The sequence below is a fragment of the Coriobacteriaceae bacterium genome, assembly GCA_025992855.1.
In the GTDB taxonomy this organism is placed as follows: Bacteria; Actinomycetota; Coriobacteriia; order Coriobacteriales; family Coriobacteriaceae; genus Collinsella.
In genome coordinates this window covers 2,136,151-2,152,986 of record DAJPGB010000001.1, presented here as the reverse complement: position 1 = coordinate 2,152,986, position 16,836 = coordinate 2,136,151, and the positions used below count along the sequence as shown (strand labels likewise).

Genomic DNA, 16,836 nt, shown 5'->3' with positions numbered 1-16,836 from the left:
GCGATTATGACGGTCAAGTTGGATAACCCGTTTGCAAGCGGGCCGAGTAGCGAGAGCTGGAGCTGCAACGTGAAGAAGAGCTATAAGATTTGCTGCCTTCCGGGCGACGGCATTGGCCCCGAGGTCATTGCCGAGGGCAAGAAGGTACTGGCTGCGGTGGGTAAACGCGTCGGTGTGGAGTTTGCCTTTGAAGATCACTTGATTGGCGGCGCGGCGATTGACGCATGCGGAGATCCGCTGCCCGCCGAGACCCTTACGGCGGCAAAGGCATCCGATGCCGTGTTGCTGGCATCGGTGGGCGGTCCCAAGTGGGATTCGACCGATCCGACGGCTCCGCGCCCTGAGCAGGGCCTGCTGCGCATCCGCAAGGAACTCGGTCTCTATACCAACCTTCGTCCCGTCAAGATCTACGATGCGCTGGCCGGTGCGTCGACGCTTCGCCCCGAGGTCATCAAGGGCGTGGATATGGTGCTCGTTCGCGAGCTCACCGGTGGTGTCTACTTTGGTAAGCATGAGCGTTTCTACGATGAGGATGGCGCGGGTGTAGATGGTGCTGCCGGTCAGCGTGCCATCGACATTATGGAGTACCGCGAGTACGAGGTGGAGCGCATCGCCCGTCAGGCGTTCGAGGCTGCTCGCAAGCGCCGCGGTAAGGTAGCGAGCGTGGATAAGCGCAACGTGCTGGAGACAAGCCGCATGTGGCGCGAGGTCGTGCATCGCGTGCATGACGAGGAATATTCCGATGTGCAGCTCGAGGACCTGCTCGTCGACAACGCGGCGATGCAGCTCATCAACCGACCGGCGGACTTTGACGTCGTGGTGACCGAGAATATGTTCGGCGACATTCTGTCCGACGAGGCTGCGCAGATTACGGGTTCACTCGGCATGCTCGCCTCCGCCTCGCTGGGTGACGGCGTGTCGCTGTTCGAGCCGAGTGCCGGTAGTGCACCCGATATTGCGGGACTCGGTATCGCCAATCCGCTGGCACAGATCCTGTCGGCGGCAATGTTGCTCACCTATGCACTCGACATGGGCGAGCAGGCCGCTTGGATCGAGAGCGCCGTGACGCGCGTGCTCGACGAAGGCTGGCGCACCCGCGACATCGCCGACGCCAATACCCCTGCCGACAAAATCCTCGGCACCACAGCAATGGGCGACAAGGTCGTTGCCGCCCTGTAGCACTTGCCGTCAAACATCTCAATCTGTAACATCTGGACGGCAAAAATGCCCCTAACTGTTACAGATTGAGATTTTCGGTTTCGTTATCGCGGTTAATCTCGATCTGTAACATCTAGCCGAGTATTTGGGTTCTTACTGTTACAGATTGAGACAAACCGGCGGAACGACCCGTGCAAGCCGAGTACGACCACCACAAAGGTGCCTGTCCCCTTCGTGGTGGTTTTTGGTGGTTACCAGGGAGTCTTGCCGAATGAGGACTCGATGGCCTCGTGGCGCTTGAGCTCGTGCCGCATGGTTTGCGAGTTGAGCCAGGCTGCCTGCCATCCACGGATGGGGTAGCGCGCTTCGTCCAGCTCAAACTGCGTATAGCCGCAGGCATTGATAATCGTTGTCCCGCATGCATGCTGACGCTCACGTTGAAAGTCGCGACCATAGCATTGGTGCACATGCCCGTGCACCATATAGTCGGGATTCCAGGTCTCGAGCGCTGTGTTAAAGCATTCGAATCCTCGATGTGGCAGATCATCCAGATCGCCCACACCGGCGGCGGGTGCATGGGTGAGCAAGATGTCGCAGCCGCCGACCATCCTGATTTTACGCGACAGCTTGCGCACGCGCTTGGCCATCTCGCGCTCGCTATACATGTTGGCACCGTCTCGATAGCGCATGGAGCCGCCAAGCCCCGCAATGCGGACGCCGCGATACACGTACACGGTGTCTTCGACGCAGATACAGCCGCCCGGTGCATGACGTGCATAGCGGTCATCGTGATTGCCGCGCACGTAGATGAGCGGTTTATTGATGACGGTGACCAAAAACTCAAGATAGTCCGGGTCCAGATCGCCAGCTGACAAAATCAGGTCAACACCCTCAAAGCGTTCCTTGTGAAAGCATTCCCAAAGGCATCGTTCTTCGGTATCGGCTACGGCAAGGATTTTCATAGGGCGTGGACTTTCGGCTCATCGTTGGACTGCGGAATGGTGCCCACCACGTTGTCGGCCAGCCAATTCATCTCGACAATCTGCGTGCTCGGCAGCGGGGGAAAGCCCTCGATCTGCACCACGCCGTCTTGGCTGTGGAGCTCGCCGCCAAACGGATTGATGGAGCCCTCGACGATGCCATTGCGGAGCAGCTGAACAAGCTTGCGCGTCTGATAAGGCAGGCCCGGAGCGTAGCGAATGTCGATAACGCCCGAGCTCATACCATACCAGTAGTTGACGGCGCGAACCTGGCTGTCGTCACTGGTCTCATCCCAGGTGCCATGCAGCAGGCTTCGCACGATAAGCTCGTAGTATCGGCCCCAGTTCCATACCGGCATGGCGATGCCGACGACCTTGCCATCGACCAGGCGGTGGAGTCCGTAAGCCGTGGGGTCTTCGAGCGACTTTGACATGTCGGCGCCGGTCATGACGCTCACGCCTTCGCGGCACATGGCCTCGGCAAGGCCGCCGGCGGGCACATCGCCCCAGGTGAGGATTACCTGCGCGCGAGGGTCGAGCAACGAGGCGCCGATGGCAAAGGCGTTGATCTCGCTAAGCGCACCCGACGCAAAGACCGACGCGTGGTAGCCAATGCGATGGTTGTCCGCCATGCTGGCCGCAAGGGCGCCCAGGAGGAACTTGGCCTCGTACATCTTTCCAAAATACGAGCGCACGCTTTGGTGGGGAAGGCCGATAGAGCAGTTGAGGAACCGAACCCGAGGATACTCAACGGCAGCCCTGAGCGTGTATTCCATCAGGCGGTGCGAGGTCGAGAAGATGACGTTTGCTCCATGTTTGACAGCCGTTTCCGCGGCGGCGTAGAACGCGTCCGGATCGTGGCAGTCCTCGAACGCCTCGGTGCGCACGATACCGCCAAAGTGCTCATCGAGATACTGACGCCCTTGGTCGTGCAAGCTGTCCCAGCTCGACGATGCACAGGGGAATTCATGGATAAAGGCGATGCGCAGAGGGTTGGCCGCCGAATAAACGGTCTTGCCCATAAAGAAGTTGAGCACGCCGGAGGTGGACTTGGCGGGCGACTCTTCCTCATCGACGCTCGGTGCCTCGACAAGATCGACCTTGTCCTCGTCATTTTTGCCGGCGATGACCAGCTCGCGCCAAATCTTGCACAGGCGGTTTACGACGATATCCGTTGGCGTATCCAGCAGGCGGTCCTGGTTGTACACATTGAGGTAGACGAGCATGGCGTCGGCGGGCGTAATGTCCAGGTGGTCGCCGCCTGCGCGAAGGTAGGCGCGCTTAAAGAGTAGGAAGGTGTGGCGCAGGTAGTCGACCTTTTTCTGCGGCCATTTTTCGATAAGGTTCTGGCCGAGCATTTTGGCGAGCGTTTCGTAGCTTCCCTCACGCGAGAACTCGATCTCGTATAGGGGGCAGACGCGCCAAAACGCGCAGAACTCGCCGTACAGGCGGCTTTCGACGGAATCCCATTTGCCGGGGTAGAGACGGGTGACCTTGGCCGAAACCGTCGGGGCGTCCAGGAATTTGAGGACGCTGACGCGCTTGTTGCCTTCCTGGACATAGAACCGATGCATGAACTCGGTGACGATGATGGGGTCGCGATAGCCCTCGGTCACCTGGATGTCGTAGAGGTTGGACCACTTGCGGGCGAACTCGGTGTTAAACGGCAGCAGGGGCATAAAGTTACACGAAAAGGCAGACTGACGGCCTTTGGTGACCGTGCCGACGACCATTTCGAGCGGAATGTCCCTCAGGCCGACGCTCTCTCGCTGGCCTAAGGGGAGCTGGGCAACGAGGCCGTCGAGGTCCGTAAGGTACGGGTGCTCGCTTTGGCTGATGGCGCGACGACGTCCCTGCTCGCCGCGCTTGCGTGCTTGACGATAGGCCTCTTCCATGGTGTCTACTCCCTTAGTCGTTTAAACAACGATATGAACCATGGTACCACGATGCGAAACCACCACAAAGGTGCCTGTCCCCTTTGTGGTGGTTTTAGGCGATGATGGGGGCGATGGCGCGGATGCAGGCGTCGGCTGCCGTAAAGGTGGTGCTGTCGTCACTGACGATAAAGATGATCTTGCCCTTGATGCCAAAGTCGCCGATCTCGCTAAAGAGCACATACGGCTCCTTGTCAAAACTCGAGATGGGAAGCACGGCGGTTTTGGTGGCGCTGGTCAGCTCGTCTGCCAGTGCGTCGAGCGAGGCCCACTTGGACGTGTCCATGACCGCGACGGGGACGGCTACGCGCCCAAAGGGCATGAGGTGCACGAGCGTGTTCTTGGAGATATTGGAGTTGGGGACGATGATGGTTTGCCCACAGGCGTCCTCGATGGTCGTATGACGCCAGGTGATGTCTTGGACCACGCCCGACACGCCGCCGACCTCGATATTGTCGCCGGGCTTGATGATGCCCATAAAGGTCACCTGCATGCCACCGATAAGGTTTGACAGCGTGTCCTGAAAGCCGAGCGAGATGGCGATGCCGCCGACGCCAAGGGCGGCGACGAGGGCGTTTGCGTTAATGCCAAAGCAGTTGTCGAGGATAAAGCTGCCGCCGATCATCCAGATGATAGCGCGCGCGATGTTGATGAAGATGCTCGATGAAGGGAGTGGGTTATCGTCGCGGCTAAGCAGGTGGTGCAGGGTCTTGGACGCGACCTTGGCGGCAACGGCGGTGCCGATGGCCAAGATACCTGCCCAGATGATGTTGTGGACCCATCGTTGTGCAAAGAAATGAAGAATTGGCTCAAACAATTCCATGTGGGGAAACCTCCTAATGATCGTCCAACCATGATACCCACCAAGAAGCCTGTCCGATCAAATTCGGACGGGCTTCTTGGTGGGTATAAGGTTTGCACGGCGGGGAAGAGATCTTCTCATGGCAGTTTCCTTAGTTCTTAACCAGTGGTCCCTGCTGATGCTGGATTATCGACATAATATGCGAAAACCGCCGCAAGGGCGCCTGTCCCTTTGCGGCGGTTTTGACGTTTGCGCAGATAAAACCTGCCAAAATAGACCTGTCCCTTTTTGGCGGGTTTTAGCTCAGCAGCATGCGGTCGTTGGCGAGCTCGCCGCCCGAGACCTCCTCGAACTTCTGCAGCAGGTCGGCCACGGTGAGTGACTTCTTCTCATCGCCCGCTACGTCGTAAATCACGTGACCCTCGTGCATCATGATCAGACGGTTGCCCAGACGGATGGCGTCGTTCATGTTGTGCGTGACCATGAGCGTAGTCAGGTGGTTCTCGTCGACGATCTCCTCGGTCAGGTTGAGCACCTTCGATGCCGTCTTGGGATCGAGGGCCGCTGTGTGCTCGTCGAGCAGCAGCAGGCGCGGCTTGGTGAGCGTGGCCATCAGCAGGGTGAGTGCCTGGCGCTGGCCGCCCGAGAGCAGACCGACCTTGGCGTTGAGGCGTGTGTCCAGGCCAAGGTCCAGGCGTTTGAGCAGCTCAACGTACTCGTCCTTCTCGGCCTTGGTGACGCCCCACGAAAGACCGCGACGCTGACCGCGACGCTTGGCGAGGGCTAGGTTTTCGGCAATCTGCATGTCGGCTGCGGTGCCGCGCATGGGGTCCTGGAACACTCGGCCCAGGTACTTGGCGCGCTGCGACTCACTCAGACGCGAGATATCGTTGCCGTCGAGCTCAATAACGCCCGAATCGAGCGGATACACGCCGGCGATCATATTGAGCAGCGTGGACTTGCCGGCGCCGTTGCCGCCAATCACGGTTACAAAGTCGCCATCGTTGAGGGTGAGGTCGACGCCGGTGAGCGCGCGCTTCTCGGTGACGGTGCCCTTGTTAAAGGTCTTCTTGACGTGCGAGAGCTTAAGCATCTGCCTCATCTCCCTTCGTGTAGGAGCTGCGGAGCTTATAGCGCTCCCAAATCACGGGCACGCACAGGGCCACGGCGACGATCGCGGCAGAGAGCAGCTTCATGTCGTTGGCGTCCATGCCCAGCTGCAGCACGATGGCGCGGATAAGGAAGTACACCACGGAGCCAAAGACGGCGGAGGCAAGACGGACGCTAAACTGCGTCAGACCGCCGGGCAGCAGGCGACCGAGCACTTCGCCGATGACGATGGCGGCAAGACCGATAACGATGGCGCCGGTGCCCATGCCAATGTCGGCATACTTCTGGCTCTGGCAGATGAGCGCACCCGAAAGGCCAATGAGGGCGTTGGAGAGCACGAGGGCGATCATTTTGGTGGTGTTGGTGTTAACGCCCAGGGCGCGGATCATGTACTCGTTGTTGCCGGTGGCACGCAGCGCCGAGCCGATCTCGGTGCCAAAGAACCAGTACAGGATGGCGACGATGGCCACGGCCAGCACAATGCCTAGGATAATGGCAACAGTGGACTGCGGCAGGCCCGTCATGTTGCTGACGGATGAGAAGATAGTGCCCTTGGCAAGGATGGGCGTGTTGGACTTGCCCATGATGCGCAGGTTGATGGACCACAGACTGATCTGCGTAAGGATTCCGGCGAGGATTGCGGGAATCTCAAAGACGGTGGTCAAGATGCCCGTGACGGCGCCCGCGATGGCGCCGGCGCACATGCCGGCCAGCACGGCGAGCAAGGGGTCGACGTTATTGTTGACGATGAGTACGGCGCAGACACAGCCGCCGAGGGCAAAGCTGCCGTCGCAGGTCATATCGGGGATGTCGAGCAGGCGGAACGTGATAAACACGCCAAGCACCATAATGCCCCAGAGGACGCCCTGCGAAACGGCGCCCTGCAATGCAATGAGCATGCTTCATACCTCCTAGGATAGGGTGGACACGTGATTTTCCATAATAGCGGTACCAATGCATAAAAGAGCTGCGGACGGATGTTTTGTCTCATCCGAAACAAGCAGGGCGAACGCCGGTCTTTAGCGTTCGCCCCAAGGACTCAGATATTGAATAACACGGCTGTAGCGCGAGCACGGGCTCTAGACGCATCGCCGTGCATGGCGTTACTCGTCCAGAGCGGAAAGGTCGATGCCCAGAGCCTCGGCCATCTCGTCGTTCTTGACGACGACCAGGTCCTTGCTCGAGAGGTGCTTGATAGCCATGTCTTCGGGCTTGGCCTCGCCCTTCAGGATCTTGACGGCCATCTCGCCCGCAGCGTAGCCCAGGTCCTCGTAGTTGATGGAGAGGGTGAACAGGCCGCCGGCCATGCACATGCCCTCCTCGCCGGTCACGAAGGGAAGCTTGTTCTCCTTGCAGATCTGACCGACCTGTGAGGCGCCTGCGGCGATGGTGTTGTCGGTGGGGGAGTAGAGCGCGTCAACCTTGCCCACAGCGGACTCGACGACGGACTGGATCTCGTTGGAGCTCGAGACGGTGAAGTCGGTGTACTCGAGGCCTAGCTTGTCGAGCTCCTTCTTGGCGGCCTTGATCTGGACGTCGGAGTTGGACTCGGCGGTGCAGTAGAGCAGGCCGACCTTCTTAACGTCGGGCAGGACCTTCTGCATCATCTCGAGCTGCTCGGCGACCGGGGTGAGGTCGGAGGCGCCGGTGACGTTGGTGCCGGGCTTGTCGTTGTCCTGGACCAGGCCGGAAGCGGCGTAGTCGGTGATGGCGCAGCCCACGATGGGGATATCGGCCGTGGCGCCGGCGGCAGCCTGCGCGGCGGGCGTGGCGATGGCATAGATCAGGTCGACGCCGTCGCCCACGAACTTGTCGGCAATGGACTTACACGTGGACTGGTCGTTCTGGGCGTTCTTCTGGTCGATCTTGACCTTGAGGCCGCTCTCCTTGATGGCCTTGACAAAGCCGTCGTTGGCGGCGTCGAGCGCGGAGTGCTCGGTGAGCTGCAGAACGCCGATGGTGTAGTCGGAACCGGCGGCAGCGGAGCCGGAGCCAGAATTGCCGCCGCATCCGGCGAGCGGAGCGAGCGCGAGCAGGCCGGCGGAGACCAGAAGGCTCCTGCGGCTGATGGTGATGTCCTTCATAGCATTACCCCCAGTATAAAAATGGCTGGAAACACTGCACTGAGAAAAAGTGCAAGTGGGTCTATAGTAGCGCCGATGTCCATTTTTACAACATCTGGGCGGGTAATTTAATTCTGAATCGGATGGGCGGCGCTGAGGAACGATGGACGGTAGTCGGGCTTACGCGGCGGGTGCGGGACTCTCGTCCTCGTCCAGGGCGGCAAAAAGCTTCTTGCCGTCGAGCAGGCGTGTACTGACGTTTCTCATGCGGCCGATCTCAACGGTGCGCAGGGTATCGTCGGTGCCTCGGGCGTCGTAGACCGTTCCCAGTAGATACGAGATGCCATCGCGCTGTCTGATGGCAAAGGGTCGGATCGTCATCCGCACCACTTCGGTTTCGCCGCGTGTCGTGACGTTCGAAATATCAAAGCTCACCGTGGCCCCGTGGTCGATGGCTTGTTCGACGAGCTCGCAGGTATCGATACGTTTGATGGGCGCGTGTTTGGCCTTGGTAGATTTACTGTCTGCGCTTGGTGCGGGTTCGGGCATATCGAGGTAGCCGCGAACGTCGGCACTCGCCATGGCGACCAGGTGCTGCGCCATGCTCTTTCGAATGGCGATGGGCGTGGAGCGGTTGCGCATGACCATGCCATGAAGCCGTATGATCTCCTCGTCAGTAAGCGGGCGGGTAAGCAGCCGATAGCCCGTGCCGCGTTTGTAGTCAATTTCGTATCCGGCGTGACGAAGCGCGGATATCGAGGTGTAGATACTGCGGCGCGCCGCCGAGATGGGCATGCGGGCGGGGTCGTCGGGATGGGCAAGGCGCTCGACCAATTCGTCGGAAAGCAAGGCTTTGTCTTCGCCGGTGTTCTCGCTCAAGAGCTGTAGGATGCGCACGGCGCGATAGGCTGCCATCGAAGCGGCACCCCTGGTCGTGGTCTCGTAGTTTTCAACAACGGCTTCGGTCATAGCGTCCACGTCCCTTCCGTTTTTGGTGTTGGCGGTTCAGAGCCTAGGACGTGGAGCCTGGCCAAGGACGCATGACGCCTTGGACGGTCGATGGCTGCCGGCAAACGGTGGGTCGAGTTTTCAACAGCCCTGCTCAACTAACCAAAAGCTTGCCAAAAGCTTGACGGATGCTGTTGAAAAAAGCGCCCCTCGGCTGTTGCCGAGAGGCGCTGGCGTGATGCGCTGGAACGCGTTTGGTGGCGCTGTGGCGATTAGAAGTCGGCGTTGCCCACGGTGCGCGGGTGCGGCAGGACGTCGCGGATGTTGCCCACACCGGTCAGATACATGACCAAGCGCTCGAAGCCCAGACCGTAGCCGGCGTGCTTGCAGGAACCGTAGCGGCGCAGGTCAAGGTAGTACTTGTACTGCTCGGGATTCATACCCAGGTCCTTGATGCGGGCTTCGAGCAGATCCAGGCGCTCCTCGCGCTGGGAGCCGCCGATAATCTCGCCGATACCGGGAACCAGGCAGTCGGCGGCGGCGACGGTCTTGCCGTCCTCGTTCATGCGCATGTAGAACGCCTTGATCTCGGCCGGGTAGTCGGTCACGAAGGACGGTCGCTTAAAGTGCTCCTCGGTCAGGAAGCGCTCGTGCTCGGTCTGCAGGTCGATGCCCCAGCTCACGGGATAGTCAAACTTGTGACCGGCGGCGACGGCCTGCTCCAGGATTTCGACGGCCTCGGTATAGGTGACGCGGGCAAAGTCGGAGTTTGCCACGTGGTCCAGGCGCTCGATCAGGCCCTTGTCCACAAACTTGTTGAGCATGTTGAGCTCGTCGGGGCAGGTGGCCATAACGTCCTTAAGGACGTACTTGAGCATGGCCTCGGCGTTGTCCATGTAGTCGTTCAGGTCGGCAAAGGCCATCTCGGGCTCGATCATCCAAAACTCGGCGGCGTGGCGCGTGGTGTTGGAGTTTTCGGCGCGGAAGGTGGGGCCAAAGGTGTACACGTCGCCAAAGGCCATGGCGAAGTTCTCGGCGTTGAGCTGGCCGGATACGGTAAGGCTCGCGTGCTTTCCAAAGAAGTCCTGGCTCCAGTCAACCTCGCCGGACTCGGTGAGGGGCGGATTTTTGGGGTCGAGCGTGGTCACGCGGAACATCTCGCCGGCGCCCTCGCAGTCACTCGTGGTGATGATGGGGGTGTTGACGTAGACAAAGCCCTGCTCCTGGAAGAAGCGGTGGATGGCGGCAGCCGCGACAGAACGGATGCGGAACACGGCGCGAAACAGGTTGGTGCGCGGGCGCAGGTGCTGCTGGGTGCGCAGGAACTCGACGGTTGCGCGCTTCTTCTGCAGCGGGTAGTCCGGGGCGCTCGCGCCCTCGACCTCGATGGAAGTGGCAGAAAGCTCGAAAGGCTGGGGCGCATCGGGGGTCAGCTTGACGGTGCCGGTGCAAATGAGTGCGGCCGAGACGTTTTGATGGGCGATCTCGTCGTAGTTGTCGAGTGCCTCGCGGTTCATGACGACCTGCAGGTCGCGGAAGCAGCTGCCGTCGTTGAGCGTAACAAAGCCAAAGTTCTTCATGTCGCGGATGGACTTGACCCAGCCGGCGACGGTGACGGTCTGGCCGCCGAGCGACTCGGCATCGGCATAGAGCTGCGCGATTTTGGTGCGGTTCACGTATCCTCCCATAACGGTTGAATGATAGTTATCCATACAGTTCGATATTCTAGCAGCTCGGCTCATTTGGGCTATACAGATAAGGCATTGGCGGGATGGTTTTTCAAACGAAAAGCGCCCGCGGCCAAATGGTCGCGGGCGCTTGACGAGGTGCCTTTTGGCTGTGTGGCGCGGGGCCTGGCTACTTGGTCTTGGCAACCAGCAGCGGGTCGCCAAGCTTGACGAGCGGGTTGCCGCCGATAAGCGTTCCAGACTCGCCGACATGGTCGATGCTCTTAAGACGATCGAGCTCGGAGACGATGACGGTCACGATGTCCTCGTGGCCGGCGGCCTTGATGGCCTCGCGATCGAAGCTGATGAGCGGCTGGCCGGCCTTGACCACATCGCCCATCTCGACAAAGCGGGCAAAACCCTTGCCGTTCATTTCCACGGTGCCCAGGCCAACATGGATGAATACGCGCAGACCGTCCTCGGTAATCATGCCGATGGAGTGGTTGGTGACAGTGGTGGCGCCGATGCGGCCGTTGGCGGGCGCATAGATGGTGCCGGTAATGGGCTCGATGCCATAGCCCTGGCCAAGCATGCCCGAGGCGATCGTCTCGTCGGGAACCTCGTCCAGGCTGACGAGCACGCCGTTGACGGGGGCATAGATGACGCCTTCGCGGGTGGCGAAGCTTGCTGCGGGCGGAACGGACGCCTCGCCGGTCGAGGTGAAGGTGGACTTAAGCGAATCGAGCAGACCCATAGTTGCCTCCAACTTAAATAGGCGCATATCGCGCGTTTGGTTTGCCGGAAACGTTTCATATCTGTTTCGCGGCTTGGTCAACACCCCCTATTCTACGCTGCTCAGCGATACCTCTGAGCTGGGATTATGTGATATATCAGTTGAAGGGAAACTTATTGCTGGCGTGTTTCTGCGCCACGGGTTCAAGTGGGGTACGCTTGAAGGCGAAAAACAATGGCGCTTAATTTGCGCGAAGGGAGCACATATGATTGTCGAGAACCATGCGCTGTGGGGCGAGGAGCCGACCGAGGAATATCCGGCGACGTTTACGTATTTGGGTGCCGAACCGCTGCCCGATAAACCGAATGGCCGCCGCCCTGCCGTGATTATCTGCGGCGGAGGTGCGTTTACGCATATCGCTCCGCATGAGCAGGATCCCGTGGCGTTTGCGTTTTTGGATCACGGTTACCAGGCCTTTGTGCTCAACTATGTCACAAGTTCTACGGGTGACGTGAGCTTTCCGCACCCCCAGGCAGATCTTGCCAAGATGGTCGCCACGGTGCGTGCGAATGCCGACGAGTGGCATGTCGATCCCAAGCGCGTGTGCGTCGTGGGCTTTTCTGCTGGCGGCATGATTTGCGCCTCGCTGGCAACGCAGTGGAAGACCGGCCCCTTCGCGGCACTTGCCGGGGCGCGTCCGGACGACATTCGTCCCGATGCCGTGGTGCTGGGCTATCCATTGCTCGACTTTGCCTATGTGCGCGACATGCAGACGCGCGATCCGCGCATTGACTTGCGCGTGCCCAAGACGGGCGGCAAGACGGGGCGCGATTTGCTCAACGACTACCTGTCGATGGTGACGGGCGGCGAGGCAACTGACGAGCATCTGGCCGACATCTGCCCCACCACGCATGTTTCGCGTCAGATGCCACCGACCTTTGTATGGGGCGTGTCCGACGACAAGACGGCGCCGATCGCGCAGGTCTATCCGTTTGCCCAACGCATGGCGGAGGAGGGCGTCGCTTGCGAGATGCACGTCTTTGACCAGGGCGGTCACGGCCTTTCGCTCGGCAACGCCAACACCGCGGTCGACAACGAGGACAAGCAGGTGGCGGTCCGCCCCTGGATTCGCCTAGCCTTCCGCTTTCTGGAGCGCCATCTGTAAGAGGACGGGCATCCCAGCCCTTCAATAACTTGCGGTGAAATAGTTCCTATCTGGGGCATCAACCAGCCCATCCAGGAACTATTCCACCGCAACTTTGTTTTTGATGTCCCGTCCGGAAACTGCATCCCAGTTCCCCCTTCAAGGTGGGACACGGTTTCCCATAGGGCCTCGACTGAGAAAGTGCGTCCCGTTTCGAGTGGGGATTCCGGGATGCATTTTCCGTAAGAGGCCTGTTTGGGAAACCATATCCCGTTTCGAGCCAGAATTCTGGGATGTAGTTTCCCCGAGAGGCCTCATCGGGAAACTATGGCCCTGAACTCTTGCCTGTCCCCATTGCGCCAATCTGCTGATTGAACGTCATTGTGTGTTCACGCTATCATGTAAGCTTAAAATTGGTTAGCCATGGCAAACGGTTAGCCATGGTGAACATAAATGCAACGCCCTGTGGGCGCCGGGGGAGGAACACGGACGTGAAGCTCGATACACTCGAGATTGGAAAGGACGCCGTTGTCGCATCGGTGACATCCGACGATCAGGCGCTTCGACAGCATATTTTGGACATGGGTCTAACGCCGGGCACCGAAGTTACCATGATGAAGTACGCCCCCATGGGTGACCCGCTCGAGATCCGCCTGCGTGGCTACGAGTTGACGCTGCGCAAGGACGATGCCGCTCGCATCGAGCTCGTGGGTGTTCACGACACCGATGCGGGTCCGCGCGCTAACGCCGCAATCGGCACGACGGAGCATCCGGCCCTGGGCGAGGGGACGTATTCGCCCCGCGCCGCGAAGACGGCCGTGCCTGAGGGCGCGCCGCTGCATTTTGCCCTCGCCGGCAACCAAAACTGCGGTAAGACCACGCTGTTCAACCAGCTTACGGGCTCCAACCAGCACGTCGGCAACTTTCCCGGCGTAACGGTCGACCGCAAAGACGGTACCATTCGTAACCACCCCGAGGCGAGCGTTACCGACCTGCCCGGCATTTACTCTCTGTCGCCGTACACGGGTGAGGAGATCGTGAGCCGCCAGTTTATCCTGGATGAGCATCCCGACGCCATCATCGATATCATTGACGCCACCAACATCGAGCGCAACCTGTACCTGACACTGCAGCTCATGGAGCTTGACCGTCCTATGGTCATCGCGCTCAACATGATGGACGAGGTGACCGCCAACGGCGGCGCCGTAGACGTCAACTTGCTCGAGAGCCTGTTGGGCGTGCCCGTTGTCCCCATTAGCGCTGCCCGCAACGAGGGCATCGGCGAGCTGGTGGACCACGCCCTGCACGTGGCACGGTTCCGCGAGCGCCCCGGTCGCCTGGACTTTTGCGCGCCCGACGGTCCGGACGGCGGTGCACTGCATCGCTGCATTCACGGCATTGCTAACCTGATCGAGGACCATGCCGTGACGGCGCACATCCCGGTGCGCTTTGCGGCGACCAAGCTGGTCGAGGGCGATGAGCTGGTAACCGAGGCGCTTCACCTGGATCGCAACGAGCTCGACGCTATCGAGCACATCATCACCCAGATGGAGGGCGAGGCCGGCACTGACCGCCTGTCTGCGCTGGCGGACATGCGCTTTAGCTTTATCGGCGATGTGTGCGGGCGCTGCGTCGTCAAGCCGCACGAAAGTCGCGAACACGTGCGCTCTGTCAAAATCGACCGCATTCTGACGGGTCGCTATACGGCCATTCCGGCGTTTCTGTTGATCATGGGCCTCGTCTTTTGGCTGACGTTTGGCGTGATCGGCGCGGCGTTGCAGGGACTCATGGAGGACGGTATCGCTGCCATCATCGCCTCGGCCGATGCGGGCCTCAAGGCGTTCGGTACCAACGACGTGGTGCGCTCGCTGGCTGTCGACGGCGTGCTTACGGGCGTGGGCAGTGTGCTGACCTTCCTGCCGATTATCGTCGTGCTCTTTTTGTTCCTCTCCATTCTGGAAGACTCCGGATACATGGCGCGCGTGGCCTTTGTCATGGATAAGGTGTTGCGTCGCTTTGGTCTGTCGGGCCGCAGCTTCGTGCCCATGCTCGTCGGCTTTGGCTGCACCGTGCCGGCTATCATGTCGACCCGTACGCTCCCATCCGAGCACGACCGCAAGATGACGGTCATGCTCACGCCGTTTATGAGCTGCTCAGCCAAGCTGCCGGTTTACGGCTTGCTGTGCGGGGCGTTTTTCCCGCAGGCGACGGTTCCCGCCATGGTCTCGCTCTATCTGATCGGTATCGTGGTCGGCTGCGTCGCGGCTTTGGTGCTCAACCGCACGGCATTTAAGGGCGACCCGGTGCCGTTTATCATGGAGCTCCCCAATTACCGCCTGCCGAGCGTCAAGACGACGGTGATGCTGGCATGGGATAAGGCCAAAGACTTTATTACCAAGGCCTTTACCATTATCTTTGCCGCTACCGTGGTCATCTGGTTCCTTCAGACGTTCGACATTCGCTTTAATGTGGTCGCCGATCAGTCGCAAAGCCTGCTTGCGGGCCTCGGCAGCATCATCGCGCCGGCGCTGGCGCCGCTTGGGTTTGGCGACTGGCGTGCGTCCACGGCGCTCGTCACCGGACTTATCGCCAAGGAGAGCGTCATATCGACGCTCACGGTGCTTTTGGGCGCGACCTCGCCCGCGGCACTGTCGACCATGTTTTCGCCGTTTACTGCCTATGTGTTTCTGGTCTTTACGTTGCTGTACCCGCCCTGCGTGGCGGCCATCGGCGCCGTCAAGAGCGAGCTGGGCGCGCGCTATGCCGTGGCCGTATTCGCGTTTCAGGTGACGGTCGCCTGGATCGTGGCGTTTGTCGTGCATTCGGCGGGCATATTGCTGGGGCTGGCTTAGTTATGTATTGACGGCGCAACCTCTGTGTATCGAATTGTTTTCGGCTCCGCATCTGTTGCTGACGGATGCGGGGCCGTTGCTATATAATCGCCTCCGCTCAAAATGATTGGAGACGTTATATATGAGTCAGGCAAGGCAAGATGGCATCACACTCAAGCAGTGGCTTCCGCTCATCGGGCTCACCTGCTGCGCGTTCGTGTTCAACACGTCGGAGTTCATGCCCATCGGCCTGCTGACCGATATCGCTGCGTCGTTCGCACTCACTGAGGCCCAAGCTGGCATCATGATCTCGGTCTATGCCTGGGGCGTCATGCTGCTGTCGTTGCCGCTCATGGTGTTCGCCTCGCGCTTTGAGTTTAAGCGGATGCTGCTGGGCGTGCTGGCCGTGTTCTCGCTGGGCCAGTTCCTGTCTGCTGTGGCGCCGACCTATCCCATCCTGGTCTGCGCGCGCCTGGTGGTCGCTTGCGCACATGCCGTGTTCTGGTCGGTCGCATCGATCATGGCCTCGCGCCTGGTCGATACACGCCACGGAGCGCTCGCCATCAGCATGATTGCCACGGGCTCGTCCATCGCGCAGATCTTTGGTCTGCCGCTCGGCCGCGCCATCGGCCTGGCCGTGGGCTGGCGTATGACGTTTGCCGTGGTCGGGGCCCTCTCTGCCGCTGCGGTGGTGTACCAGGCCACGGTGTTCCCCGCCATGCCAGCGGGCGAGCGCTTTACGCTCAAGCAGCTGCCCGAGCTGCTCAAGAACCCGTTCCTCATCGCGCTCTATGTGGTTACGGTGTTCATGGCGACCGGCTATTACGCGGGCTACAGCTATATTGAGCCTTTCCTGGCTCAGGTCGCACATGTCGACGCAAGCGCCATCACCATGACGCTGACGGCGTTCGGCTGTTCTGGCCTGCTCGGCAGCTGGCTGTTCGGCCGCCTGTTCGACGGGCACCGCTTCCCGTTCCTTGCGATCACGCTCTCCGGCGTGCCGGTTGCCTTGCTGCTTATGGGTCCTGCCGCGTCGTCGCTTGCCGCGGTTCTTGGCGTCTGCGCGCTGTGGGGCTGCTGCGCCACGGCCTTTAACGTGGCGTTCCAGGCCGAGCTCATCAAGTACACGCCGGCGGATTCGTCGGCCGTTGCCATGTCAATCTTCTCGGGCCTGTTTAATCTCGGTATCGGCACGGGCACCGCGATCGGCGGCGCCGTGGTTTCGGGCCCTGGCATCGCCTGGATTGGCTGCGCAGGTGGCGCAATTGCCGTCGTCGGCGTCATCCTCGCCATCACGGTAATGTTCCCGGCTATTCGCCGCGCCAAAGCCGTCGCCTAACCACATCCCCTCATCAGTTGCGGTGAAATACGGACTGGGGTAGCTAATTTGGGACGGGGCTTTTTTAGCTGCCCCACCTGCGGGGCAGCTAAAAAAGCCCCGTCCCAAATTAGCTACCCTGTTGGGC

General features: G+C 60.3%; 13 protein-coding genes. 4 read left to right on the top strand and 9 right to left on the bottom strand.

Annotated elements, in window-relative coordinates; all coding sequences use genetic code 11:
* Positions 1-6 precede the first annotated feature (6 nt).
* On the top strand, positions 7-1,179 hold the full coding sequence (gene leuB / locus OIL88_09170; protein ID HJI72529.1) for a 3-isopropylmalate dehydrogenase: 1,173 nt from the start codon (positions 7-9) through the stop codon (positions 1,177-1,179).
* A 230-nt stretch (positions 1,180-1,409) separates the two neighbouring features.
* Here leuB and OIL88_09165 read toward each other — a convergent pair whose 3' ends face one another.
* The 9 genes from OIL88_09165 to OIL88_09125 all read right to left on the bottom strand — a co-directional run bounded on the left by OIL88_09165 (position 1,410) and on the right by OIL88_09125 (position 11,416).
* A complete protein-coding gene (locus OIL88_09165) occupies positions 1,410-2,120 on the bottom strand; it encodes a metallophosphoesterase family protein (GenBank protein ID HJI72528.1) in 711 nt (236 codons plus the stop codon).
* A complete protein-coding gene (locus OIL88_09160) occupies positions 2,117-4,033 on the bottom strand; it encodes a BMP family ABC transporter substrate-binding protein (GenBank protein HJI72527.1) in 1,917 nt (638 codons plus the stop codon). Before OIL88_09160 ends, OIL88_09165 begins: the two co-directional genes overlap by 4 nt.
* A 94-nt stretch (positions 4,034-4,127) precedes the next feature.
* Positions 4,128-4,895 carry a mechanosensitive ion channel family protein gene (locus tag OIL88_09155; protein HJI72526.1) on the bottom strand — a complete coding sequence of 256 codons (768 nt, stop codon included), beginning with the start codon at positions 4,893-4,895 and terminating at the stop codon, positions 4,128-4,130.
* A 277-nt stretch (positions 4,896-5,172) separates the two neighbouring features.
* Positions 5,173-5,967: an ABC transporter ATP-binding protein gene (locus OIL88_09150; protein ID HJI72525.1), complete on the bottom strand. Its 795-nt coding sequence runs from the start codon at positions 5,965-5,967 to the stop codon at positions 5,173-5,175.
* Positions 5,960-6,883, bottom strand: a complete 924-nt coding sequence (locus OIL88_09145) for an ABC transporter permease (GenBank protein HJI72524.1) — start codon at positions 6,881-6,883, stop codon at positions 5,960-5,962. The genes OIL88_09150 and OIL88_09145 overlap by 8 nt, the downstream gene beginning before the upstream one ends.
* A gap of 204 nt (positions 6,884-7,087) precedes the next feature.
* The gene (locus OIL88_09140) at positions 7,088-8,068 is read right to left on the bottom strand and encodes an ABC transporter substrate-binding protein (protein ID HJI72523.1); all 981 of its coding nucleotides are present in this window, start codon (positions 8,066-8,068) and stop codon (positions 7,088-7,090) included.
* Between the two features lie 159 nt (positions 8,069-8,227).
* A complete protein-coding gene (locus tag OIL88_09135; GenBank protein HJI72522.1) occupies positions 8,228-9,016 on the bottom strand; it encodes a hypothetical protein in 789 nt (262 codons plus the stop codon).
* Positions 9,017-9,267: 251 nt separating this feature from the next.
* Positions 9,268-10,671 (bottom strand): asparagine--tRNA ligase, encoded by a 1,404-nt coding sequence (gene asnS, locus OIL88_09130; protein HJI72521.1) that lies wholly within the window; start codon positions 10,669-10,671, stop codon positions 9,268-9,270.
* 181 nt (positions 10,672-10,852) lie between these two features.
* Positions 10,853-11,416, bottom strand: coding sequence for a PTS glucose transporter subunit IIA (locus OIL88_09125; GenBank protein HJI72520.1), 564 nt, complete (start codon positions 11,414-11,416; stop codon positions 10,853-10,855).
* 244 nt (positions 11,417-11,660) lie between these two features.
* Here OIL88_09125 and OIL88_09120 point away from each other — a divergent pair, with 244 nt between their 5' ends.
* From OIL88_09120 to OIL88_09110, 3 genes are all read left to right on the top strand, one after another.
* A complete protein-coding gene (locus OIL88_09120) occupies positions 11,661-12,560 on the top strand; it encodes an alpha/beta hydrolase (GenBank protein ID HJI72519.1) in 900 nt (299 codons plus the stop codon).
* A 419-nt stretch (positions 12,561-12,979) separates the two neighbouring features.
* Entirely contained in the window at positions 12,980-15,391 is a 2,412-nt protein-coding gene (gene feoB, locus OIL88_09115; GenBank protein ID HJI72518.1) for a ferrous iron transport protein B, read from the top strand.
* Positions 15,392-15,512: 121 nt separating this feature from the next.
* Positions 15,513-16,709, top strand: coding sequence for an MFS transporter (locus OIL88_09110; protein HJI72517.1), 1,197 nt, complete (start codon positions 15,513-15,515; stop codon positions 16,707-16,709).
* Positions 16,710-16,836 lie beyond the last annotated feature (127 nt).

Coding starts and splice junctions, on each gene's coding strand:
- OIL88_09150 (HJI72525.1), bottom strand. CDS start 5,967: ATGCTTAAGCTCTCGCACGTCAAGAAGACCTTTAACAAGGGCACCGTC.
- OIL88_09135 (HJI72522.1), bottom strand. CDS start 9,016: ATGACCGAAGCCGTTGTTGAAAACTACGAGACCACGACCAGGGGTGCC.
- OIL88_09110 (HJI72517.1), top strand. CDS start 15,513: ATGAGTCAGGCAAGGCAAGATGGCATCACACTCAAGCAGTGGCTTCCG.
- OIL88_09120 (HJI72519.1), top strand. CDS start 11,661: ATGATTGTCGAGAACCATGCGCTGTGGGGCGAGGAGCCGACCGAGGAA.
- leuB (HJI72529.1), top strand. CDS start 7: ATGACGGTCAAGTTGGATAACCCGTTTGCAAGCGGGCCGAGTAGCGAG.
- feoB (HJI72518.1), top strand. CDS start 12,980: ATGGTGAACATAAATGCAACGCCCTGTGGGCGCCGGGGGAGGAACACG.
- OIL88_09125 (HJI72520.1), bottom strand. CDS start 11,416: ATGGGTCTGCTCGATTCGCTTAAGTCCACCTTCACCTCGACCGGCGAG.
- OIL88_09145 (HJI72524.1), bottom strand. CDS start 6,883: ATGCTCATTGCATTGCAGGGCGCCGTTTCGCAGGGCGTCCTCTGGGGC.
- OIL88_09160 (HJI72527.1), bottom strand. CDS start 4,033: ATGGAAGAGGCCTATCGTCAAGCACGCAAGCGCGGCGAGCAGGGACGT.
- OIL88_09165 (HJI72528.1), bottom strand. CDS start 2,120: ATGAAAATCCTTGCCGTAGCCGATACCGAAGAACGATGCCTTTGGGAA.
- OIL88_09155 (HJI72526.1), bottom strand. CDS start 4,895: ATGGAATTGTTTGAGCCAATTCTTCATTTCTTTGCACAACGATGGGTC.
- OIL88_09140 (HJI72523.1), bottom strand. CDS start 8,068: ATGAAGGACATCACCATCAGCCGCAGGAGCCTTCTGGTCTCCGCCGGC.